At 70.5% G+C, this 21175-nt stretch carries 20 protein-coding genes, 1 tRNA gene and 1 pseudogene; 6 read left to right on the forward strand and 16 right to left on the reverse strand.

The features are described from left to right. Positions 1-50: 50 nt before the first annotated feature. The 6 genes from sppA to GWK15_RS12890 all read right to left on the reverse strand — a co-directional run bounded on the left by sppA (position 51) and on the right by GWK15_RS12890 (position 7677). On the reverse strand, positions 51-965 hold the full coding sequence (gene sppA / locus GWK15_RS12865; protein WP_168041733.1) for a signal peptide peptidase SppA: 915 nt from the start codon (positions 963-965) through the stop codon (positions 51-53). A gap of 209 nt (positions 966-1174) precedes the next feature. Continuing rightward, entirely contained in the window at positions 1175-2887 is a 1713-nt protein-coding gene (rpsA, locus tag GWK15_RS12870; protein ID WP_168041734.1) for a 30S ribosomal protein S1, read from the reverse strand. A gap of 371 nt (positions 2888-3258) precedes the next feature. Then, complete coding sequence (locus GWK15_RS12875) at positions 3259-4044, reverse strand: ABC transporter permease (RefSeq protein WP_168041735.1); 786 nt, start codon at positions 4042-4044, stop codon at positions 3259-3261. Then, positions 4044-5225 carry an ABC transporter permease gene (locus tag GWK15_RS12880; RefSeq protein ID WP_168041736.1) on the reverse strand — a complete coding sequence of 394 codons (1182 nt, stop codon included), beginning with the start codon at positions 5223-5225 and terminating at the stop codon, positions 4044-4046. Before GWK15_RS12880 ends, GWK15_RS12875 begins: the two co-directional genes overlap by 1 nt. Positions 5226-5385: 160 nt before the next feature. Beyond that, positions 5386-6429 (reverse strand): ABC transporter substrate-binding protein, encoded by a 1044-nt coding sequence (locus GWK15_RS12885; protein ID WP_168041737.1) that lies wholly within the window; start codon positions 6427-6429, stop codon positions 5386-5388. Between the two features lie 147 nt (positions 6430-6576). Continuing rightward, complete coding sequence (locus GWK15_RS12890) at positions 6577-7677, reverse strand: ABC transporter ATP-binding protein (protein WP_168041738.1); 1101 nt, start codon at positions 7675-7677, stop codon at positions 6577-6579. 85 nt (positions 7678-7762) lie between these two features. Between GWK15_RS12890 and GWK15_RS12895 the strand changes: the two genes are divergently transcribed. Beyond that, positions 7763-8785 carry an enoyl-CoA hydratase/isomerase family protein gene (locus tag GWK15_RS12895; protein WP_168041739.1) on the forward strand — a complete coding sequence of 341 codons (1023 nt, stop codon included), beginning with the start codon at positions 7763-7765 and terminating at the stop codon, positions 8783-8785. Positions 8786-8897: 112 nt separating this feature from the next. Here GWK15_RS12895 and GWK15_RS12900 read toward each other — a convergent pair whose 3' ends face one another. The 6 genes from GWK15_RS12900 to GWK15_RS12925 all read right to left on the reverse strand — a co-directional run bounded on the left by GWK15_RS12900 (position 8898) and on the right by GWK15_RS12925 (position 12870). Further along, positions 8898-9263: a gamma-butyrobetaine hydroxylase-like domain-containing protein gene (locus tag GWK15_RS12900; RefSeq protein ID WP_168041740.1), complete on the reverse strand. Its 366-nt coding sequence runs from the start codon at positions 9261-9263 to the stop codon at positions 8898-8900. After that, positions 9263-9460, reverse strand: a complete 198-nt coding sequence (locus tag GWK15_RS12905) for a Trm112 family protein (RefSeq protein WP_168041741.1) — start codon at positions 9458-9460, stop codon at positions 9263-9265. The genes GWK15_RS12900 and GWK15_RS12905 overlap by 1 nt, the downstream gene beginning before the upstream one ends. A 125-nt stretch (positions 9461-9585) precedes the next feature. Next, entirely contained in the window at positions 9586-10251 is a 666-nt protein-coding gene (locus GWK15_RS12910) for an LON peptidase substrate-binding domain-containing protein (RefSeq protein ID WP_168041742.1), read from the reverse strand. Between the two features lie 7 nt (positions 10252-10258). After that, complete coding sequence (locus GWK15_RS12915; RefSeq protein WP_168041743.1) at positions 10259-11197, reverse strand: tetratricopeptide repeat protein; 939 nt, start codon at positions 11195-11197, stop codon at positions 10259-10261. Between the two features lie 191 nt (positions 11198-11388). After that, positions 11389-11898 carry a prolyl-tRNA synthetase associated domain-containing protein gene (locus GWK15_RS12920; protein ID WP_168041744.1) on the reverse strand — a complete coding sequence of 170 codons (510 nt, stop codon included), beginning with the start codon at positions 11896-11898 and terminating at the stop codon, positions 11389-11391. Further along, positions 11899-12870 (reverse strand): Bug family tripartite tricarboxylate transporter substrate binding protein, encoded by a 972-nt coding sequence (locus GWK15_RS12925; RefSeq protein WP_168041745.1) that lies wholly within the window; start codon positions 12868-12870, stop codon positions 11899-11901. A gap of 141 nt (positions 12871-13011) precedes the next feature. Between GWK15_RS12925 and GWK15_RS12930 the strand changes: the two genes are divergently transcribed. The 3 genes and pseudogenes from GWK15_RS12930 to rsgA all read left to right on the forward strand — a co-directional run bounded on the left by GWK15_RS12930 (position 13012) and on the right by rsgA (position 15130). Further along, positions 13012-13086, forward strand: a tRNA-Gly gene (locus GWK15_RS12930). Between the two features lie 331 nt (positions 13087-13417). Further along, entirely contained in the window at positions 13418-13954 is a 537-nt protein-coding gene (locus tag GWK15_RS12935) for a hypothetical protein (protein WP_168041746.1), read from the forward strand. Positions 13955-14212: 258 nt separating this feature from the next. Continuing rightward, a pseudogene (gene rsgA, locus GWK15_RS25970) lies at positions 14213-15130 on the forward strand (ribosome small subunit-dependent GTPase A). A gap of 302 nt (positions 15131-15432) precedes the next feature. On the opposite strand, the gene GWK15_RS12945 reads toward rsgA, so the two are convergent. Then, complete coding sequence (locus GWK15_RS12945; RefSeq protein ID WP_168041747.1) at positions 15433-15831, reverse strand: hypothetical protein; 399 nt, start codon at positions 15829-15831, stop codon at positions 15433-15435. Here GWK15_RS12945 and GWK15_RS12950 point away from each other — a divergent pair. Continuing rightward, positions 15830-17383 (forward strand): winged helix-turn-helix domain-containing protein, encoded by a 1554-nt coding sequence (locus GWK15_RS12950; protein ID WP_168041748.1) that lies wholly within the window; start codon positions 15830-15832, stop codon positions 17381-17383. The genes GWK15_RS12945 and GWK15_RS12950 overlap by 2 nt on opposite strands. 70 nt (positions 17384-17453) lie before the next feature. On the opposite strand, the gene GWK15_RS12955 is transcribed toward GWK15_RS12950, so the two are convergent. Further along, positions 17454-18638 carry an alpha/beta fold hydrolase gene (locus tag GWK15_RS12955; protein WP_168041749.1) on the reverse strand — a complete coding sequence of 395 codons (1185 nt, stop codon included), beginning with the start codon at positions 18636-18638 and terminating at the stop codon, positions 17454-17456. A gap of 130 nt (positions 18639-18768) precedes the next feature. Here GWK15_RS12955 and GWK15_RS12960 point away from each other — a divergent pair, with 130 nt between their 5' ends. Beyond that, on the forward strand, positions 18769-19323 hold the full coding sequence (locus tag GWK15_RS12960) for a cupin domain-containing protein (protein ID WP_168041750.1): 555 nt from the start codon (positions 18769-18771) through the stop codon (positions 19321-19323). Between the two features lie 140 nt (positions 19324-19463). Here the strand turns inward: GWK15_RS12960 and GWK15_RS12965 are convergent, their stop codons facing one another. Together GWK15_RS12965 and GWK15_RS12970 are read right to left on the reverse strand one after the other, a co-directional pair. Further along, positions 19464-19856: a hypothetical protein gene (locus GWK15_RS12965; RefSeq protein WP_168041751.1), complete on the reverse strand. Its 393-nt coding sequence runs from the start codon at positions 19854-19856 to the stop codon at positions 19464-19466. Beyond that, positions 19853-21175, reverse strand: coding sequence for a recombinase family protein (locus GWK15_RS12970; protein ID WP_168041752.1), 1323 nt, complete (start codon positions 21173-21175; stop codon positions 19853-19855). Before GWK15_RS12970 ends, GWK15_RS12965 begins: the two co-directional genes overlap by 4 nt.

Below are 21175 nucleotides of genomic sequence, written 5' to 3' on the forward strand. Positions count from 1 at the left end.
GTGGCCTTCCCTCGGTCGCGGCTTCGACATGCCGCGCTGCGCTTCCCGCGTCAGGGCCGAGGCTGCCAAACGGCGCGGGGGGCGTCAACGCCAAGCCATTCCGACAAAAGGGTTTTCATCATGCTCTCGGTCACCTGGGAGACCAGGCGTTCCGCGGTGCCGCGGGTCTGCACGTCGCGGATGGGCAGGGATTCCGGCACCTGGCGCTCGGCGGCCAGCCAGGCGCGGGCTTCGCGTTCCCCGCCGATGGCGTCGACCAGCCCCGCTTCGAGCGCCTGGCGGCCGGTGAAGACGCGGCCATCGGCGTAGGTCCGCACGCGCGCGGCCTCCATGTGCCGCCCGGCGGCGACCATGTCGACGAATTGTGAATGCAGATCCTGGATCACGCGGTCGAGCGCGGCGCGGCCTTCCTCGGTGAGCGGACGGAACAGGCTCGGCTGGTCCTTGAGCGGGCCCGAGGCGATGGTCAGCGGGCGGATGCCGGCGCGTTCCATGAGTTCCGAGATGTCGAAGGACTGCAGCAGCACGCCGATCGACCCGGTGACGGTCGCTTCGCGCGCGAAGACGCGCTGCGCCGGCATCGCGATCATGTAGCCGGCGGAGGCCGCCGTCGCGCCCATCACGGCGACGACCGGCTTGCGCTCGGCGATGCGGCGGAGCGCTGCGTGCAGCGCCTCACCGCCCGCCATGGTGCCGCCGGGGCTGTCGATGGCGACGACGACCGCGCGGACGGCGTTGTCCGTCGCGGCGCGGTCGAGCGCCTGCAGGAGGCGGCGATCCTCGGTGATGGTGCCCGAGACCGGCAGGCGCAGGACGTGTTGGCCGCCGGGCAGCGCGCCGGGCGCCTGCATCGCCGCGGCGATGCCGAGGGCGCCGAAGAAGACGGCGATCGCGACCAGACGCCAGAAGGTCAGGCGCCGGCGAAGGCGGCGACGGTCGGCGAGGAGGTCGGCTTCGAGGGACATGTCGCCTGAATGGCGATGCGCGGCGGGCGGGGCAAGGGGCGAGAGGGGCCTTGCCCCCCTCGCGCTCCCCCCACCAAAGGCCGAAAGGCCTTTGGGAACCATCACGGGGTGCTTCGCGCGACGGGTGGTGCCGCCCCCCGAAAACGAAAAACCCCCGGGGCGTCGCCGCCCCGGGGGTCCAAGCCGTCACGCCGTGAGGCGTTCCTGGATCACTCCTCGCCGGCCATCTCGCGACGGCGGCGGATCGCCGCGCCGAGGATGTCGCCGAGCGACGCGCCGGAGTCGGCCGAACCGTACTCCTTCATCGCCTCGCGCTCCTCCTCGACTTCCTTGCCCTTGATGGTCAGGGCGAGGCGGCGGGCGGCGCGGTCCACGGCGGTCACCTTCGCGTCGACCTTCTCGCCGATCGCGAACTTGTCCGGACGCTGGTCGGCGCGGTCACGGGCGAGCTCGGCGCGGCGGATGAAGCCGGTCAGCACGTCGTCGACCTTCACCTCGATGCCGTTCGCCTCGACCTTCGTCACCACGCAGGTGACGATGTCGCCCTTGCGGACGCGGTCCAGCACCTCGGCGGCCGGGTCGGCCTCGAGCTGCTTGATGCCGAGGGAGATGCGCTCCTTCTCGACGTCCACGTCGAGCACCTTCGCCTTGACGATCTGGCCCTTGGTGTAGGCCTGCATCGCCACTTCGCCGGGCTGGTCCCAGGACAGGTCGGACATGTGGACCATGCCGTCGATGTCCGGGCCGACGCCGATGAACAGGCCGAACTCGGTGATGTTGCGGATCTCGCCCTCGATGATGTTCCCCGGCGGATGCGCCTCGAGGAACAGCTCCCAGGGGTTGCCCTGCGCCTGCTTGAGGCCGAGCGAGATGCGGCGCTTCGGCTCGTCCACGTCGAGGATCATCACGTCCACCTGCTCGGAGGTCGCGACGATCTTGCCCGGATGGACGTTCTTCTTCGTCCAGGACATCTCGCTGACGTGCACGAGGCCCTCGACGCCCGGCTCCAGCTCCACGAAGGCGCCGTAGTCGGTGATGTTCGTCACGCGGCCGGAGAACTTCGCGTTCACCGGGTACTTCAGCGCCACGCCGTCCCACGGATCCGACATCAGCTGCTTCATGCCGAGGCTGATGCGCTGGGTCTCCGGGTTGAAGCGGATGACCTGCACCTTCACCGGCTGGCCGATGGTGAGCGCCTCGGAGGGGTGGTTGATGCGGCGCCAGGCGATGTCGGTGACGTGCAGCAGGCCGTCGACGCCGCCCAGGTCCACGAAGGCGCCGTAGTCGGTGATGTTCTTCACCACGCCGTCGAGGATCATGCCTTCCTTGAGGCCCTGGATCAGCTCGGAGCGCTGCTCCGCACGCGTCTCCTCGAGCACCGCGCGGCGCGAGACGACGATGTTGCCGCGGGCGCGATCCATCTTGAGGATCTGGAAGGGCTGGGGCGAACCCATCAGCGGGCCGACGTCGCGCACGGGGCGGATGTCGACCTGCGAGCCCGGAAGGAAGGCCACCGCACCGCCGAGGTCGACGGTGAAGCCGCCCTTCACGCGGCCGAAGATCACGCCGTTCACCCGCTGGTTGGCGGTGAAGGACTTCTCGAGGTTCGTCCAGGCTTCCTCGCGCCGCGCCTTTTCGCGCGACAGCACGATGGAACCGTCACGGTCCTCGTAGCGCTCGACGAAGAGCTCGATCAGGTCGCCGGGCTTCACCTCGGGCTTGGCGCCGGGGGCGGCGAATTCCTTGAGGGGCACGCGCCCCTCGCTCTTGAGGCCGACGTCGACGACCGCGACATCATCGTCCACCCGGACGACGCGGCCCGTGACGACGGAGCCGGCGAAGCCGGTGTCGGGGCCAAGCGTGGCATCGAGAAGGGCGGCGAAATCCTCGCTGCCCGCGCGGTCGGCGGTAATGGTGGCCATGCAGTCCTGTGCTTTCCGGTGTCTCCCGCCACAGCGCGGCGGGGGATGCGGCTTGCGCGCCCGCCTGTCGCGGGAACGACTTGGCCCGGCGCGCCTTCAGCGGCAGCAGATCCGGACCCGGATGGGTGGGCGCGTCACGGTTCGCCCGGTTCCGGCCCCCCGAAAGGGGCGTGTCTTTCGGAATCAGAAAGACTGCGGGCGCTTAGGCTTCCGGGGGGGAAGAGTCAAGAAGAACGGGGGAGTGAACTCCCCTGGGCCCCCACCTTTTTCTGTGACTCCGCCCTCGATCCCGGCCATCGGGCATGCCGCGGCGGCCAACGCGGCCTCCCGGGGGTTTGCGCCCGTCGCCCGAGGGCACGAAAAGGCCGCGTTCAGCCCTGGACGCGCCGCCGCCCGCGCGCCTGCAGCCAGGCAACCGCCAGCAGCAGCAGCACCGACATCACCACCAGCATCGCCGCCGCCGCCGTCGTCGTCAGGCTGATCTGGTCGTTCAAGCCGGAGAACATCTGCCGCGGCAGCGTCCGTTGCGCCGGGCCGGCGATGAACAGGGCGACCACCACCTCATCCAGCGACGTTGCGAAGGCGAAGACCGCTCCCGCCGCCACGCCCGGGGCGATCTGCGGCAGGCAGACGCGGAAGAAGGCCCGCACCGGTCCCGCCCCGCAGGCCGCCGCGGCACGCAGCTGCACGGGGTCGAAGGCCTCGAGCGAGGCCAGCACCGTCACCACCACGAAGGGCACGCCCAGCATGGCATGGGCGATCACCAGCCCCGTATGGGTCGCGACCAGCCCCAGCGGGCCGAAGGCCAGCAGCAGCGCGACGGCCACCACGATCACCGGCACCACCATCGGCGCCAGCACGATGCCCATCGCCACCGCCCGGAAGGCGCCCGTCATGCGCCACAGCCCGAAGGCCGCCGGCGTGCCCAGCAAGGTCGCCAGCGCCGCCGCCGCCGTGCCGATCCCCATCGAGTTCCAGAAGGCCGGCAGCCAGAAGGGGGAGGCGAAGAAATCCTCGTACCAGCGCAGCGACAGCCCCGGCAGCGGGTAGAACAGGAAGGACCCGGCCGAGAAGGACAGCGGCAGGATCGCCACGATCGGGGCGACCAGGAACAGCGCCACCAGCACGCCCAGCGCCCAGAGGATCCCCCGCGCCATCACGCCGCCCCCGGCCGGCGGAACCCCGCCAACCGTCCGTACAGCGCCACGCACAGCCCGACCGCGACCAGCAGCATGATCGACAGGGCGGCCGCCAGGCCCCAGTTCACGCTGCGCGTCGCATAGAAGCCGACGAACCACGCGAGCATCTGGTCGTTCGGTCCGCCGAGCAGCGCCGGCGTCACGTAGAAGCCCAGCGCCTGGATGAAGACCAGGATGCACCCCGCCCCCACCCCGGGGAGCGACAGCGGCAGCGTCACCCGCAGGAACACGCGCCAAGGTGCGGCGCCGAGCGAGGCCGCCGCCCGCGGCAGCCGCGGATCGAGCCCCCGGAACGCCGCGACCAGCGGCAGCACCATGAAGGGCAGCAGGATGTGCACCATCCCGAGCACCACGGCGAAGCGGTTCATCAGCAGCGGCAGCGGGGCGTCGACGATCCCGCTCGCCTGCAGCGCCGCGTTCACGATCCCTTCCCGCTGCAGCAGCACCATCCAGGCGGCCGTCCGCACCACCAGGGAGATCCAGAAGGGCAGCATCACCGCCGCCAGCAGCAGCGTCGCCGGCAGGCCGCGCGCCGTCGCGATCAGCCAGGCGAGCGGCCAGCCCAGCGCCAGGCAGACCGCCGTGACCAGCAGGGATATCCAAAGGCTGCGCAGCAGCACCGCGCGGAAGATGCGGGTGTCCTCCGGCGCCTGCCCGATCGCCCCGGTCGCGTCCTGCCGGAGGTCGAGCGCGGCGAGCACATGGAAGGAGGACATCGGCCCGCCGGCGCGCGCGATGGCACCCCAGGTCTCGGGGGCGGCCCATTCCTCGCTGATGGCGAGGACGGCGGCGCGGGCGCTGCCCTCGAAGGGCGCTTCCACACGGCGGGCGGTCATCGGCAGCAGGCCGCGGAAGCCGGGGCGGTCGGCGTTCAGCCGCGCGGCGGCGCGGGGGATGGCGCCGCGGTCGCCGCTGCGGGCGGCGCGCAGATCCTCGACCAGGGCGGCGAAGGCTTCCTCCCCGGGCGTGCCGGTGCCGTTCCACGACGCCAGCGCGACGACGGTGCGCGGCAGGACGGGACGGACCTCGTCATCCGTCACGCCGCGCCAGAGGAAGGCGCCGATCGGGGCGACGAAGGTCACCAGCAGGAACAGCAACAGGGGCGCGGTGAGCACGGCCGCGCCGAAGGGGCGCCTCACGGGGCGTCCCGGAGAGGGGCGCCGCCCCTCTCCGGACCTCTCCCTGCCAAAGGCCTAAGGGCCTTTGGGAACCGATACCTGGCGCCGGGACCCCGAAACTGGTTTCCAAAGGCCCTTCGGCCTTTGGCGGGGTGGCCCGGAGGGGCAGGGCCCCTCCGGATCAGCGCGACACCCACGTGTTGAACCGCTGCGTCAGCCGGTCGAGGTTGTCGAGCCAGAACCGGTCGCTCAGCTGCAGCGCGTTCGCGATGTTCTGTGGCGCCGTCGGCAAGTTCGCGAGCACCTCGGCCGGCAGGCGCTCGTTCACGCCCTTGGCCGTCACGCCGTAGGGGATCTTCGGCGGCAGCGCGGCCTGGACCGCGGGCTGGCCGACGAACTTCAGGAACTCGACCGCCTTCGCCTTGTTCGGGCTGCCCTTCATGATCACCCAGGAATCCAGGGTGAAGATGTTGTTGGTCCAGACGATCGCGAAGTTGCGCCCATCGGTCGCGTTGGCCGCCGAGATGCGGCCGTTGTAGGCGACGGTCAGCGCGACCTCCCCGGCCGCGAGCCACTGCGGCGGCTGCGAGCCGCGCTCGAACCAGGCGATGTCGGCCTTGATGGAATCGAGCTTGCGGAAGGCGCGGTCCACGCCGGCGGGGGTGCCGAGCACCTCATAGACCTGCGCCGGGGCCACGCCGTCGGCCATCAGCGCCATTTCCAGCGTCGTCTTGGGGCCCTTGCGCATGCCGCGCTTGCCGGGGAAGCGCGCGGTGTCGAAGAAATCCGCCCAGTTCGCCGGGCCCTGCGCCATGCGCGCGCGGTCATAGGCGATGATGAAGGAATAGAGGATCGCGCCGACGCCGTAGTCGTTCACCGCTTCGGCGATGTAGGCGTCCTTGCCGCCGATCGCGGCCCAGTCCAGCGGCTCGAACAGGCCCTCATCGGCGCCGATCAGCAGTTCCTCGGATTCGACCTGCACCACGTCCCAGGTGTTGGCGCCCGAGGCGATGCGGGACCGGAGCACGCCGATGCCGCCGTCCCAGGTTTCCTCGAGCAGGCGGTTGCGCGTCTGCTGTTGGAAGGGGCGGAAATAGACCTCGCGCTGCGCGTCCTGGTAGGCGCCGCCCCAGGAGACCACCGTCAGGTCGCGGCCCTGCGCCCTGGCGGCGGCGGGCAGCGCTGCGGCGGCGAGTGCGCCCTTGAGGATCGTGCGGCGGTCCATCTTGCGTCTCCTTCAGTCCCGGCGGGCCGGCAGACTAGAACAATTCTCGATCGGTCGGCACCGGCCCACGCCCGGATCCGGCGACCGATTCACGATCCTCGCGCCGGGGCGCGTCCCGCTGTCGTTCGCGGCGAGCCGGACCACCGTCTAGACCCGGGGCGTCGTGTCGCGGAAGGCGAAGGCGGCACCTTCCGGCCAGGCGATCGCAGCCGGCCCGCCCGGTTCGGGCAGGCTGCCGACGCCGGCCGGGCGCTTCGCCAGGATCTCCCCCCCGTCGCCGACGCCCAGCCGCAGGCGCACATGGTCGCCGAGGAAGATCGCCTCGAGCACCGTCGCCGGCAGCGCGCCTTCGCCGAGGTCGGAGGCGGTGACGCCCGCCACGGCGATGCGTTCGGGGCGGATGGCGACGACGCAGGCTTCCCCGCGCCCGCCGCAGTCGACCGCGCTCGCCTGCACCAGGGGGCCGCAGCGCAGGCGGATGCTGCATTCCTCCCCGTCGCGGGCCTCGATGGTGCCGGGCAGGAGGTTGTTCTCGCCGACGAAGCCGGCGACGAAGGCATCGGCCGGGCGGTCATAGAGCGCCTTGGGATCGGCGCATTGGCGGATGCGGCCGCCCTCGAACACCGCGATGCGGTCGGACAGCGTCAGCGCCTCGGCCTGGTCGTGGGTGACGTACATCATCGTCACGCCGAGCCGCTGGTGGATGTGCCGGATCTCGAGCTGCATCTCCTCGCGCAGCGCCTTGTCGAGCGCGCCGAGCGGTTCGTCGAGCAGCACGATCGGCGGTTCGAAGACCATGGCGCGGGCGAGGGCCACGCGCTGCTGCTGGCCGCCCGAGAGCTGCGCCGGCCGCCGGTCCCCGAAGCCGCCGAGGCGGACCATGTCGAGCGCCTTCGCCACGCGCGAATCCCGCTCCGACCGGCCGACGCCGCGGACCGAGAGCGGGAAGGCGACGTTCTCGGCGACCGTCATGTGGGGGAACAGGGCGTAGGACTGGAACACCACGCCGATGCCACGCCTGTGCGGCGCCGTCTGCGCGATGTCCCGGCCCTCGAGGAGGATGCGCCCTTCGCTCGGCAGCTCGAAGCCCGCCAGCATCATCAGGGTGGTGGTCTTGCCCGAGCCCGAGGGGCCGAGCAGCGTCATCAGTTCCCCGCGCGCAATGTCGAGGTCGAGCGACTGCACGGCGGCGGCGCCCGTGCCGTACGTCTTGCGGACGCGTTCGAAGCGGACCAGCGGATCGGCCATGGGGCGATACCTCCGGCGCAGGCGGGGCGCTTGTCAACGCCCGGCCGCGCCGGTAACGCCCCCCGAGCCAAGAGGAGACGCGCCGATGAGCGAGACCGCCGAACCCAGCCTGGTCGTCACGAAGGAAGGGGTGGCCGGCACGCTGCTCATGAACCGGCCGAAGGCGCTGAACGCGCTGGACCAGGCGATGATTCGCGCCTTTTCCGCCGCCATCGCGGCCTGGCGGGACGATGCCGCGGTGAAGCTGGTCGTGCTGGAAGGCGCGGGCGGGCGGGCCTTCTGCGCCGGCGGCGACGTGCGCGCGCTGCGCACCGCGGCCATGGCCGGCGACCGCGCGACGGTCGAGGCCTTCTTCTCCGAGGAGTACGAGGTCAATGCCGGCATCGCGTCCTTCCCCAAGCCCTGGGTCAGCCTGATCGACGGCGTCTGCATGGGGGGCGGCATCGGCGTGTCGGTCCACCAGGGTCCGCAGGTGGTGACCGAGCACGCGCTGATCGCGATGCCCGAGACGGCGATCGCGCTGTTCCCCGATGTCGGGACGTCCTACGTGCTGCCGCGGCTGCCGGGTGCGGTCGGGACCTGGCTGGCGCTGACCGGCGCGCGGCTGACCGGGGCGGATGCGGTCCATGCCGGGCTCGCGACGCATTTCGTCCCGCGCGAGCGGCTGCACGACCTGCGCGCGGCGCTGGTGGCCGAGGGTGTGGATGCGCTGGCGCGCTTCGCCGTGACGCCGCCCGAGGCGTCCTTCGCGCCGCATCGCGAGGCCATCGACCGCTGCTTCGGCCAGGACAGCGTGCCCGCGATCCTCGCGGCACTTGATGCGGAGGGCACGGAATGGGCGGCGGCGCAGGCGAAGATCCTGCGGCGGATGTCGCCGACCTCGATGTGCGTGTCGCTGGAACTGCTGCGCCGCGGCGCGAAGGAGGATTTGGCGGGGTGCCTCGCGATGGAGCTCGCGCTGACCCGCGTGGTGGTGCACGAGCATCCGGACTTCGTGGAGGGCGTGCGCTCGGTGCTGGTGGACAAGGACGGCGCGCCGAAGTGGCAGCCGGCGCGGGTCGAGGATGTGGACCCGGCCGCGATCGCGAGGATGTTCGGGGGGAGGTGAACCTCCCCCCTCCGTTCTTCGTCCTTTCGGCGCCGCCCGCAGCGTTCAGGCGCCAGGTGCCAAAGAAGGTTGAGGGGGGTTCGGGGGGAGAAGTTCCCTTCTCCCCCCGTCGTCACGTCCGCTTCGGCGGATCCCGCGACAGTCCCCGCGCGCCGAGTTCGGCGAGATACGTCGCCCAGCGCGCGTCCTGATCCTGGCCCAGCCTGCGCAGGTAGTCCCAGGAGAAGATGCCGGTGTCGTGCAGGTCGTCGAAGACGATGCGCACCGCGTAGTTGCCCACGGGTTCGATGCGCATGATGCCGACGTGGCGGCGGCCGGCGACGATCACCTTCTGGTCGGGCGAATGGCCCTGCACCTCGGCGCTGGGGCTTTCGACGCGCAGGTATTCCGCCGGCAGGCGGAAGCGCGCGCCGTCGGGCCAGGCGACTTCCAGCACCTGCTCGGCGCGCTTGAGGCGGATCTCGGTGGGCGCGGACATCAGTCGGCGAGCTTGCGCGCCTCGTCCGGCAGCATGATCGGGATGCCGTCGCGGATCGGGTAGGCGAGGCCGGCGCGTTCGCTGACCAGCTCGCCCTTTTCCCGGTCGTAGCGCAGCGGCCCTTTGGTCACGGGGCAGACCAGGATCTCGAGCAGCTTCGGATCGACGGCCCCGCCCGCCGGCTGTGCTTCACTCATCGTCGTGTCCTTCGGTCGTGGTTTCCAACGGCCCTTCGGCCCTTGGCTTGGGCTCCCTTGCGGGGGGGCCGCAGGGGAAGCCCGGGTGAAGTGCGGAGACGGGCGGCGCCCCTCTCCGCGTGCGTCTAGCTGGGCCGTCCCTCGGACGGGGCGTTCGCCGCCGCCCCCATGCGCATCAGCGCGACGAGGATGTCCGCCTGGTCGGCCGGGTCCGGCGCCTCGAGCAGCGCCTGCTTCTCCGGCACCTCGAAGGGGCAGACCATGGCGAGGGTGGTGACCAGCGTGGCGTCGGACATCTGCTCGATCGCCTCCCAGTTCGCATCGATGCCGCGGGCGCGGAAATAGGGCTTCAGCGCGCCGAGCAGCTCCGCGCGGTCGATCGTGGGCGGCGGCGCGCCGAGGTCGAGATCGCGCGCGAAGCCGGTGTAGTCCGCCCGGACGCGGCGATAGCCGCCCTCGTCCAGGGGTAGCTCCTCGATCACGCGGAAGCGCGCGAGGCCGGTCAGCGTGATGAGCAGCCGCCCGTCATCCGTCTCGCTGAAGGAGGAGAGGCGGCCGAGGCAGCCGATGCGGTAGAGCCCCGGCCCGGCCTCGCCGCGCTTCAGGCGCGGGTCGGGCTGGATCATGCCGAACATGCGCCCGTTCGCCAGCGCGTCGAGCGTCATGGCGAGGTAGCGCGGCTCGAAGATGTTCAGCGGCAGCTTCCCCTGCGGCAGCAGCAGCGCGCCGGGGAGCGGGAAGACCGCGATCTCCTCCGGCAGGTCTGCCATCCGCGGGTGGAAGGGGGCCATGGGCCTCTCAGCGGAACAGGAGGGTCGAGAGCTTGCGCCGGCCGGCCTTGGTGGCCGGGTCCTCGAAGCCCCAGGCCTCGAAGAACTTCAGCAGCTGCTTGCGGGCGGCTTCCTCGTTCCAGGCGCGGTCGCGGCGGATCGCCTCGATCAGCGCGTCGACGGCGCCGTCGCGGTTGCCCGCGGCGTTGAGCGCGACGGCGAGCTCGATGCGTGCCTCGTGGTCGTCGGCGTTGGCGGCGATGCGCTCCTCGAACTGGGAGAGCATGGCGCGCGCGCGGCGGCCTTCGACCTCGAGCTCGATGGCGCTGCGGGCGGCGGCGACCTCGGGGGCGTCCTTGATCTTGGCGGGCGCGCTGTCGAGGATCGCGAGCGCCTGGTCTTCCTCGTTCAGCGCGAGCAGGGCGCGGGCGACGCCGGCGAGCGCCTTGGCGTTCTCGGGTTCCTGCTGGGACAGGGCGCCGAACAGCTCGAGCGCGGCGGCGTGGTCGCCCTGGGCGACGGCGGCCTCGGCCTCGGCCAGCAGGTCGGCGCCGGGCATCTGGCCGCCGGCGGCCTTGAGCAGGCCCTCGACGAAGCGCTTCACCTCGGATTCCGGCAGGGCACCCTGGAAGAGGTCGAGGATCTGGCCCTGCCAGAAGGCGACGACGGTGGGCACGGACTGCAGCGGCAGGCCCATCTGCGTCAGCTGCGCGACCAGCTGGCGGTTCTTGTCGATGTCGATCTTGACCAGGCGCACGCGGCCGCCGGCGGCGTTCACCACCTTCTCGATCGCGGGGGTGAGCTGCTTGCAGGGGCCGCACCAGGTCGCCCAGAAGTCCACCAGGACGGGGACCTGGCGGGAGGCCTCGACCACGTCCTGCATGAAGGTCTTCTGGTCGCCGTCCTTGATCACGCCCTCGGCGGCGGGGGGCGCGCCCTGGCGGGCGGGGTCGAAGATGACGTCCATGGCAGGCATTCCTCAGGTCTTGGCGCATAGATGCGCCGTCCGGGCCGCGAAGCAAGCCGTGTAGGGGGTTCAGGCCCCGTTTGAGAATGCGCCGAGTGGCGCATCCGGAGGTCCGGCACCGGCCTGTGCCCCCGCCGGCCGACGATGGAACGATGCCGCCGAGGGCAGCGCGGGCCGGTCGAAGGCCGCTCTCAGGCGCCTTCGGGGAAGTCCAGCAGCATCGCCTCGTGCCCGAGCCCCGCCAGGAAGCGGAGCAGGTCCGCCGGCGCGAGGCCGGTGCTGGCCGCGTTCGTCAGCGGGTGGACCCAGATGCGGTCGAAGCCGTCGACCAGGTGGCGGTCCATGACGAAGCGGACCTGGTCCGGGCGCGCATTGACCAGGCCCAGGGGCGTGACCGAGCCGGGCGGGACGCCGAGGGTGGCGATGAGTTCCTCGGCGCTCGCCATCCGGACCTTGCCGGCGTTGGCCATGCGCGCGAGGGCGTTGACCGAGACCTGGCGTTCCTCCTCGAGCGTCGCGAGGAGGAAGGGGCCGTCGCCCTTGGCGGGCCTGAGGAACAGGTTCTTGGTGTGGCCGCCGGGCAGTTCACCGCGCAGGTCCCGGCTTTCCGCGACCGTGAAGACGGGCGGGTGGTGGCGGGTCTCGGCGGCGATGCCGGCGGCGGCGAGGCGGGCGAGCAGGCCTTCTGGTGTCTCGGGCATTCAGTCCAGTTTGATGTTGTTGGCGCGGACGACCCGCCCCCATACCTCGATCTCGTTGTCGAGCCACGTCCGGAAGCTGTCGGGGCCTTGCACGCGGTTCACGGCGCCGAGGGCGGTGATGCGCTCGGCCGTGGCGGGGACGGCCATGGCGGTGCGGATCTCGGCCGCGAGGCGGCTGACCATCGGCGCGGGGGTGCCGCCCTGGGCGAGGATGCCCTGCCAGGTGCCGCTGTCCGCCGCCGGCCAGCCGAGTTCCTGGAAGGTCGGAACGTCGGGGAAGTCCGACAGGCGGGCGGGGCCGGTGACGGCGATGGCGCGCAGCGTGCCCTGCTTGCAGAAGGGGGCGGTCGCGGTCGCGCCGTTGATGATCATCTGGGATTCGCCGGCCGCGACGGCGGTCAGCGCCGCCGCGCCGCCGCGATAGGGCACCTGGGTGAGGTCCGCGCCCCAATGCTGCGTGACCAGCAGCCCGGTGAGGTGGTTGCCGACGCCGATGCCGGCGTGGCCGACATTCAGGCGCTGCGGGTTGGCGCGGGCGTAGGCGACGAGTTCCGCGGCGTTGCGCGCCGGGACCGACGGGTGCACCGCGAGGATGTAGGGCGCGTAGATCAGCATGGTCACCGGGGCGAGGTCGCGCTTCAGGTCGAAGGGCAGGCGCGTGTAGAGCGAAGGCGCGGTCGCCAGCGTCGAGACGTCGATCAGCAGCAGGGTGTGGCCGTCCGGGGGCGATTTCGCCACGACGTCGGCGCCGATGTTGCCGCCCGCGCCGGTGCGGTTTTCCACCACGACGTTCTGGCCGAAGCCGCGCGTGAGGTCCGGGGCCAGCAGCCGGGCGAGGATGTCCGAGGTCCCGCCCGGGGCGAAGGGGACGATGATGCGCACCGGCCGGTCGAGGGACTGGGCTTTCGCGCCGCGCAGCGCGGGCAGGGCGAGGGCGCCGGCCGTGAGGCCCAGCAGATGGCGGCGGTTCATGGTCGTTGTCCTCCCGGCGAGGGCCGTTGGCGGCAGGATCGCGCGGGATTTCCTGGGCTGTCGAGGGGTTGCGGAAAATCCGCCCCGGGGTGGCTTGCAATCCCGGAAGACCATGGTAGAAGCCCGGCCTCCGCACGGAGCGCGGGCGTAGCTCAGGGGTAGAGCACGACCTTGCCAAGGTCGGGGTCGAGGGTTCGAATCCCTTCGCCCGCTCCAATCGTCTCTCGTACAACCTGTCTCTCCCTTCGGACTGACCGCGCCGAGGCGCAGGTTTGGCCGGGGTTTGCGCCTGGACCTTGATGGTTCGAAGGCGCAACTACCGCGAAATTCGGGCCGGAGAGAGCGAAGAGTCTCCAAACCTTGAGGGTAGGCCGATCTTACCCTCAAGCTTAAGCTGTTGAAATCAAGTCGCCTTTTTGAGCGGCCCCTGCTGAGTTTCAGCAATCCGATCGCCCGAGCAATCTTTCATTTCTGCGAATCGTTGATCGCACATCAAGGTTCACTGCGGCGCCAACGAGCCGCCACACCTCCGCATTACTGGACGTCCATGGACGACAAAGACCACGTCTTCGCCCGCTTCAAGGACGACAAGCCCGTCGCCTCCGATCGACGCGAGACGCTGAGCATCCCGCGCAGGGGCAGCGCCATGGGCAGCCGGGCCGTCGAAGTCGTGCACGTACGATCGAGTGGCACACCGACGGGCAAGGGTCAGCCCCGGCGTTTGACGTTCACCGATCGCGCCGCGACGTGGGAGCACGGGTTTCCCGCCAGACCTCTGGCGCAGCTTCCGGCCATGGTTGATTCAGAGACGCCCGCGAGGGCAGAGCCGGTCAAGCATGTGATGCCAATGTGGGAGCCGACAGCGGTTGCAGTCGAGGTAACCACGCCGGTTCGTGACGAAGCGCCGGTGGCTGCGGCCGTGTCCGCCGTAGAGGCAAGCCGTCCGCGGACGCGCAAGTCAGCGAGACGCATCGCTGATCCGTTCGACGCCTCCGACGACCGCGCGAACTGCATGCGCTGCGGCTATGCCATCGAGCCAGCACGGGAGAAGCGTGGACTGATGTCTTGCTCAGAGTGCGGGTAGATCGGACGGGCACTTCCGCGTGTGCCTGATCGGGACCGACAAAAGGGGCAGCTTACCACTTGGTCGGTGCTAGGCTCCCCACCCCATGTAAAGGTACCGTTTTTGATCGAGCAGTATGGCTGGTCAGATGCGCTGCGGCTGGCATTCGAGCTGCATGCCCGAGCCGGCTACATCCCTGGGCGCATCATCGTCCAACAGCGGCTGGCGAACCTGGTGGCCACGGATGTCGGCACCCTGAGCGCCAAGCTCTCCGGGCGCATGCGTCACGAGGCCCGGGAGGCGAGCCATCCGGCCGCCGGCGACTGGGTGGCTGTTTCTGCGAACGCCACCGAAGGTACAGCCACCATCCACGCCGTCCTGCCTCGCCGCACGGCCTTCGTGCGTCGGGCGGCCGACAGTGTGCAGACACTGCAGGTCATCGCCGCCAACATCGACGTCGTTTTCGTCGTCACCTCGATGAACGCTAACCTCAATCCGCGTCGGCTTGAGCGCTTTCTCGCGGCTGCCTGGCAGAGCGGCGCGCGGCCCGTGGTGGTACTGACCAAGGCCGACCTGTGCGAGCGACCCGAGGCCCAGGCCGCGGAGATCTCAACCCTGGCGGCGGGCTGCTCGGTGCTCATCGTTTCGGTGCGTGAGGGGCTCGGACTGCGCGCCCTGATGGATCACATCAAGCCGGGCGAGACCTGTGTGCTGATCGGCTCATCGGGCGTCGGGTAATCCACACTTGTGAATGCCCTGCTGGGTGAAGAGCGGATGGCAACCCAGGACGTCCGCGCGGCGGATTCCCGGGGGCGCCACACCACCAGCCATCGCCAGCTCATCTTGCTCCCTGGCGGAGGGCTACTCCTCGACACGCCCGGCATCCGCGAAGTGGGGCTGATTGACGCGGATGAGGGTCTCAGCACGGTCTTCGACAATATAGAACAGCTGGCTCGGAATTGCCGGTTTCGCGACTGCGGGCACACCACCGAACCCGGCTGTGCGGTCCGCGGCGCGCTGGACGAGGGCCTCCTCGACGCCGACCGCTGGGCGCACTTCCAGAAGCTGAGCGGGGAGCTGGCGGCGTTCGGGCTGACCAAAGACCGGATAGCGCAGGAGGTCGAACGTCGACGCGTGGCGGCACTGCAGAGAGGGTATCGGGCGACAAAGAAACATCTGCGAGATACGTGCTGCTAAAATTCTGTCGGCAATTAGGGCGTGCGCGCCTGACCGACCAGCTGAATGGGTGCAGCCTGATGTTGCCAATGTCCGCTTCTGGGAAAGCTCCCCCAGCCGCGGCAGGCCCGAGGTGGGCGCAAAGCTGACTGGCCGGATCTGGCCGAGAGCAGACAGGCGGCTTTCGGACGCTGACCGGGAAGAAGCAGACCTTCGCGGCTCGTTGTTTCACCGCAGCCTTCGACCCGACGCGGTCCTTCGTGCGAGCAGGACCGCTCCTGTCCCGAACAGGTTTGCCCCCCTGCGCACAGCATCGCGCTCGCTCACGGCCGCCACATGATCCCGCCATGGCCCCAGATCGGCGCCTGGCCGATCTGATCGGCGCGGATACCCGCATCGCGCAGATCCGGCGCCGACAGCCGCGCCGAAGGGGTCATCGCGCGCAACAGCGCAGCCGGCCGCAGCATCCCGGCCAATCCGAGCAGGCGCATCGCCGCCCGCCGCAGGACGGGCAGGCCGGCGGTTTCGGTCGGTGTCGCGAGGCAGGCGTCGGCGAGGTGCAGGCTCATCGGGAACTCCTGGGTCCGTCCGGTCGGCGGGCTGCCTTCCGTGGACCCAACCATCGCCCCGACCACCCGCCCACGTCCTGAGCGCACGCCGATGTCGCGCCGATGCCCGGCGTATGCTTTGGTGATGACGCACTGAACCACCCGGAGCGCCATGGGCGAGGCGAGCAGCGGACCGGCCCTGCGGATCGGCGGCGTGACGTTGGATACCGCGCGCGGCTGCCTGCGCGGCGCCGACGGCGCCGAGATCGCGCTGGCCCCCAAGCCCTTCGACCTGCTCGTCATGCTGGCCCGCAACCCTGGGCGGACGCTCAGCAAGGACGCGCTGCTCGACGCCATCTGGCACGGCGTGAACGTCACCGAGGATAGCCTCGTCCAGGCGGTGCGCACGGCGCGGCGCGCCATCGGCGACGAGGCCGGGCAGGTGCTGCGCTCGGTCCCTCGCCGCGGCTACCTGCTGGAGACAACGGCGGACCCGGCGCCGCCGCCGGCCGACTCCGCCCCGGCGCCGTCGCCGGCCATGGCACCGCTCGATCGCCCGGCGCTCGCGGTGCTGCCCTTCGCCAATCTCAGCAGCGACGCCGAGCAGGAGTACTTCTCCGACGGCATCGCCGACGAACTGATAACCCAGCTTTCCCGCGCGCGCTGGTTCTACGTCATCGCCCGCAACTCCAGCTTCACCTACAAGGGCAGGGCCGTGGATCCGCGCCAGGTCGGGCGCGACCTCGGCGTGCGCTACGTGCTGGAGGGCAGCGTCCGCCGCGCGGCGGGCAGGGTGCGCATCGCCTGCCAGCTCATCGATGCCGAGACCGGCCACCAGCTCTGGGCCGAACGGTTCGACGGCACGCTCGACGACATCTTCGAACTGCAGGACCGGGTCGCCGAGGCCGTCGCGGGCGCCATCGAGCCGAGCCTGCAGCACGCGGAGATCCGGCGCGCGCAGGCCAAGCCGACCGGCAGCCTGAGTGCCTATGACCTGCTGCTCCAGGGCCTGTACTGGCAGCGCACGCTGACGAGGGAAGGCAACGAGAAGGCGCTGCGCCTGCTCCGCGCGGCCGTCCAACTCGATCCCGAATTTGCGCTCGGCAAGGCGCAGTTGGCGCGCATGACGGCCTTCATGACGGTGAACTCCTGGGCCGACGACGCGATCCAGGAGGAAGGCGCCCGGTATGCGCGCGAGGCGGTTGCGAGCGGCCGGGACGATCCGCTCGCCCTTGCCCTGGCGGCCCACGCTCTCGCCGTCTATGGCGCCGATCATTCCACCGCTCGGGCAGCAGCGGCGCGGGCTCAGTTGCTGAACCCGAACTCGGCCGTCGTCGCCGCCTGTGCCGGATGGGTCTACAACTTCAACAGCGAGCCGCGGGTCGCGCTGGAGGCATTCCAGCGCGCGCTCCGGCTCAGCCCGCTCGACCCCACGATCGAAGTAACGCACGTGGGCCTCTCATCCGTCCATGTCGCACTAGGAGACTACGCGAGCGCGCTTGAATGGGCGGAGCGGGCGGTGCAGGTCGCACCGAACCACTCGCCCGGCCACCGCTACGTGATCATCGCGAACTGGCTGCTGGGGCGCGAGGAAGAGGCGCGTGCGGCAGCGGCACGGATGCTGGCCTTGTTCCCCACCGCCCGCGTGCAGATCCGTCAGTATCGCGACACTGCCTTCCGAGAAAAGCTCATCGGCGCGCTGGTCGCGGCGGGAATTCCTGCGTAGCGCGTCCCGTCCGGCGGCGCCTGCTTCCGAACAGGTCGTTGCCTCATTCAAGGATCGCTCTCCGCCCAAGTCAGACTGTAAGGAAGGTCTCGATCTCCGCAGTCATGCGGGACCATGCGGGCTCGCCCTCCAGCACCACATGGTTGTCGCTGTCGAGCTCAACGAAGCGCGCGCCTGGGATCCCGGCAGCGATCAGCCGCCCCTCCTCGAAGGGTGCGACGCTGTCGCCGCGGCCGTGCAGAACCAGCGTCGGCGCACGTACGGAGGCCAACAGGTCGGTCACGTCGATCTCGTCGATGGCCTCGCGAATGCGCACCGCGGCCTCGGCGCTCGTCGTAGCGCGCTGCGCGTCGATCCACCAATGAAGCTGCTCTGGCGAGCTCTTCGGCACGTACATCGAGCTGAACATCCGCATGAAGGCGGAACGCGGGTCGCCCCAGCCCTGGCGCATCAGCGTCAGGATAGCCTGCGCCTTGTCCTTCTCCGCTGGCTGGCCGCGCCGGTGCCGGCCGCGGGCGAAGCCGCCGATGATCACGAGGTGCGTCACGCGCTCCGGGTGGCGTGCCGCGAAGTCGATCGCCAGCGCCGCCCCTTGGGACGACGCGACCAGCGCGAATTGCGGCGCCTCGATCGTCGCCGCGACCGCCTCGAGGTCGCAGCGGAAAGCCTCGAACGAGATGTCGCCGACATCGTGGTCCGATAGGCCGCAGCCCCGGATGTCATACCGCACCAGCTGGTGGCGCGCGGCGAAACGGCGCAGCAACGGCGCGAAGAGCGGGCTGGTCCAATCATGCTCGACATGCGTCAGCCAGGTGCCGGCGCGCAGCAGGACCGGCCCCTTCCCGGAACTGGCGACGGCCAGTGTGACGCCGTCCCCGGTGCGGCAGAAGCGCACCTCCTGCCGCGGCGGCGCGGCGTTGGGCACGGGGCTGGCGGCGTCCGGGGCCAATTCAGTCACATCGGCCACGAAGCGCAGGCCGCGGCGGGCGATGGTGCGGATCATCGCCTGCGCCTCGCCGCTGTCGCCGATGGCGCGGCGGGCGGCATTGATGCGGCTGGAGAGCGTGGATTCCGAGACGATCCGTCCGCCCCAGACGCCCTCGATCATGTCGTCACGCGTGACCACGCGATCGCGATGGCGGATCAGGTGGGCGAGAAGGTCGAAGACCTGCGGCTCGACCGGCACCAGCGCCCCGCCGCGGCGCAACTCGCGCCGTGCCTCGTCGAGTTCGCAATCGCCGAACCGGATCCCCATGGCCCAGGCTGGGCCGAAAATCAGGCGTGTCTCAAGGGAAAATCGCGGGCGTCTCACAGCAGACGGGTTGGGGCCTGCGCAGGATGTCGCCCACGTCGCGGCGCGGTGCCGGGGCTTGGGAGGCTAGGCGATGTCCGATAGCTTCAGGATCAGGCGGCACGCAGATGGCGCGCTCAACCTCGGCCACCACCGGCGCTGCGCGGCGCGGCTTCGGCGGTTGGCGCAGCGGCGGGTCTGGCGGGCGGCGGGTGCCGCGCTGCGGGGAGCAGCGGGGACCTGGCCGCGCCGGCTCGGGCTGGTCGCGTTGGCGCTGCTTCTCGGCGGTTCAGCGCTTGCCGAGCCCCCGTCCTCCCATCGGACCGAGTTGCTCGAGCTGGTCGCCCTGCCCGATGGCCGCATCTTCCGCCTGACCGCGCTGCAGATCGGCGCAGGCACAGAGACAGCGGCACACGCCATTCCCGGCGAAGCGCTGCTGCTTGTCCTCGAAGGCACGATCACGCGCGACACGGGTGACGGCGAACCAAGGCGCTACGGGCCCGGAGGCTCCTTCGACGGCGCTGCGATGCAGGTGCTGCGCAACGCCGAGGCCGCCCCGGCGCGGCTGCTGGTCGGCCAGATCGCGCCACCCGGTGAGGTGCCGGCCCGTCCTGCCGATCTGGCGGAGTTATTCACTACCGGACATTGAGCAACGCGCCTGAGACGGGCGCGTCTTGATCTGGCGCAGGAAGCCGAGGTCGAGAACATCTCGCGTCTCGGCCAAGCTGTTAAGGCTTCGCTAGGTCAGCTTCCCGCCCTTCTCGGCTGTCCACGACAGCGGTGGCCAGTTCAGTTAGCTGCGAACGCTTCTCGCTGGGCATCCCATACCACCGGCAACGGCTCCAGCAGCCGTGGCAGCGTCCCGCCACCCGGTTGTCGCCCGTCCACTATTGCCTGGACAATATCTGGTGCCAGCAGCGTCAGGCGCAGCAGCGTGCCGAGGTAGCCACGCTCGACCCGCTCCGCCGCGGCCATCTCGCTGATCGAGGCGTAGCGCCCTTCGTCCAGGAGGCGTTGGTACCGGAACGCCCGGGCCAGTGCCTTCACCAGCGCCGGGTCGGCGCGTGTGGTGATGGCCGTGCCTGCGTCGGCGGTCGGGGCCGGCATCACCACCGTCTTCTGGCCCGTCCGCCGCCGGATCCTCAGCGGCACCTGGACCGTGATGCTGGTCGCCTGGGTCATGCCGCTGCCCTGAGCGCCGCGGGCGCGATGGCAGTGAGGTCTCGGACGAGGCCTGCTAGCCCCTCCACCCGGAGGCGGATATCGGCGCCGGCGGGCCCAACCACCACCCGCTCCACCAGCCCCCTAACAATCCGCGCCTGCTCCGCCGGGAACAGCTCATCCCATAGGGGATCGAGCCGATGCAGCGCATCGCGTACGTCACGCTCCGTCAGGTCCGGCGCCTCGCGTCGCGCCGCTAGCCACGTGCCCACCACGATCTCAGGCTGGCGCAGCAGGGCGCGGACCTGGCTGATCACGGCACCTTCGATTTGGGCGGTCGAGACGCGCCGCACGAGGCTGTCGTCCACGCCCGTGTCGGCCTTCAGCACGCGCTGAGCGACGTAGTAGCAGTAGCGCCGACCGTTCTTCACCGCGTGCGTCGGCGACATTGCGCGGCCATCGATCCCAAAGATCAGTCCCTTCAGGAGCGCGGGCGCGTGCTGCTGGTTTTGCGCGGCACGGGTGCGCGGGCTGGCCTGCAGGATGGCGTGCGCCCGATCCCACAGGTCCCGCGGCACAATCGCTTCGTGCTCGCCGCGATAGACGTTCCCCTTGTGCGTGACCTCGCCGATGTACGTGCGCAGATTCAGGATCTTGTAGACGTCGCCCTTGTCGAGCGGCCGGCCAGACTTGGCCGTCACGCCCTCGGCCTGCAGACGGCGCACCGTCTCGACGCCTGAGCCGGTCTCGACGAAGAGCTCGAACACGCGCCGCACCCGCGCGGCCTCTGGCTCATTCACGACCAGCTTTCGGTTCGCGACATCGTAGCCGAGCGGCACCTTGCCGCCCATCCACATGCCGCGCGCCTTGGACGCCGCGACCTTGTCCCGGATCCGCTCTCCAATGACCTCGCGCTCGAACTGCGCGAAGGACAGCAGGATGTTCAGCGTCAGCCGGCCCATGCTGGTGGTGGTGTTGAAGGACTGCGTGACCGAAACAAAGGTCACGCCGTGCGTCTCCATCGTCTCGACCAGCTTCGCGAAGTCCATCAGCGAGCGGGAGAGGCGGTCGATCTTGTAGACGACGATGACGTCGACCAGGCCCCGCTCGATGTCGGCCAGGAGCCGCTTCAGCGCGGGGCGCTCCAGGGTGCCGCCGGAGAACCCGCCATCGTCGTAGCGGTCCCTGACGAGGGTCCAGCCTTCGGCACGCTGGCTGGCAATATACGCCTCGCAGGCCTCGCGCTGCGCATCGAGGGTGTTGAACTCCTTGTCGAGGCCCTCGTCGGTGGACTTTCGCGTATAGACCGCGCAGCGGAGCTTCCTGGTGGTTGCCGGCAT

It is taken from the genome of Neoroseomonas oryzicola, from assembly GCF_012163135.1.
Taxonomy (GTDB): Bacteria; Pseudomonadota; Alphaproteobacteria; order Acetobacterales; family Acetobacteraceae; genus Neoroseomonas; species Neoroseomonas oryzicola.